General features: G+C 73.9%; 1 protein-coding gene. It reads left to right on the top strand.

Features of this window, described 5'->3' with window-relative positions; genetic code table 11:
• The first annotated feature begins 78 nt into the window (after nucleotides 1-78).
• Nucleotides 79-1,098, top strand: coding sequence for a zinc-dependent alcohol dehydrogenase family protein (locus tag ACFUK0_RS40220; RefSeq protein WP_380259056.1), 1,020 nt, complete (start codon nucleotides 79-81; stop codon nucleotides 1,096-1,098).
• Nucleotides 1,099-1,143: the final 45 nt, after the last annotated feature.

Raw genomic sequence — 1,143 nt, 5'->3', positions numbered from 1 at the left:
GCCGCCGGGTGCCCGACCCGTCCGCGTTCGCGGCGGATACCCGGATCCCGTGTTTCAGAAGACAGTTGGAGGAGCACCATGACGCGCGTCGTTCGGTTCCACGAGCTCGGCGGCCCGGAGGTGCTGCGCCTGGAGGAGGCCGCTCCCGGCACACCCGGGCCGGGGGAGGCGCTGGTCCGGATCGGGGCGATCGGGCTCAACCGGTCGGAGGCCGGGTTCCGGGCCGGCCGCTACTTCGAGCAGCCCAGGTCGCTGCCGGCCGGTCTCGGCTACGAGGCGGCCGGCACGATCGAGCTGCTCGGCGACGGTGACGGCGAGGACGGCGCCGGTGGCGCGGACGGCTTCGCCGTGGGCGATGCCGTGAGCATCCTGCCGGTCTTCTCCCTGAACGACTACAGCGTGTACGCCGAGCAGGCCGTCGTGCCGGTGTCCGCGCTGGTCAAGCTCGGCCCCGGGCTGGACCTCACGACCGGCGCCGCCGTCTGGATGCCCTATCTCACCGCCTACGGCGCCCTGGTGGACATCGCGGGTATCGGCAAGGGCGACGTCGTCCTGATCCCCGCCGCGTCCAGCAGCGTCGGCCTGGCGGCCGTCCAGATCGCCAACCGGCTGGGCGCGGTGCCCGTCGCGGTCACCCGTACCGAGGCCAAGCGCGCCGCGCTGGAGGCCGCCGGCGCCGCCGAGGTGGTGGTGACCGAGCGGCAGGACCTGGTCGCGGAGGTCGCCAGGATCACCGGGGGTGCGGGTGCGCGGGTGGTCTTCGACCCGGTGGCCGGGCCGCAGGTCGAGACGCTTGCCCAGGTGGCGGCGCCCGGCGGCACGATCTTCGTCTACGGCAGCCTCAGCGGCGAGGCCACGCCCTTCCCCAGGGCGGCGATCGCCAAGGGGCTGAGCCTGCGCGGCTACCTGGTGTTCGAGATCACCGCCGATGCCGGACGCCGGCGCCGCGCGGTCGAGTTCATCACGGCGGGCCTCCAGGACGGCTGGCTCCGGCCGGCCGTCGACCGGACGTTCCCGCTGGACGAGATCGTGGAGGCGCACCGCTACCTGGAGTCCAACCGGCAGGTGGGCAAGATCGTCGTCACCGTGCCGGACTGACGGATCAGCGCTGGACGAGGCCGGCCCTCCGGCCCCGGGGAGACT

The organism is Kitasatospora sp. NPDC057223, from assembly GCF_042669755.1.
Taxonomy (GTDB): domain Bacteria; phylum Actinomycetota; class Actinomycetes; order Streptomycetales; family Streptomycetaceae; genus Kitasatospora.
The sequence above is the reverse complement of the archived record's forward strand: the minus strand, read 5'-3'. Positions and strand labels throughout refer to the sequence as shown.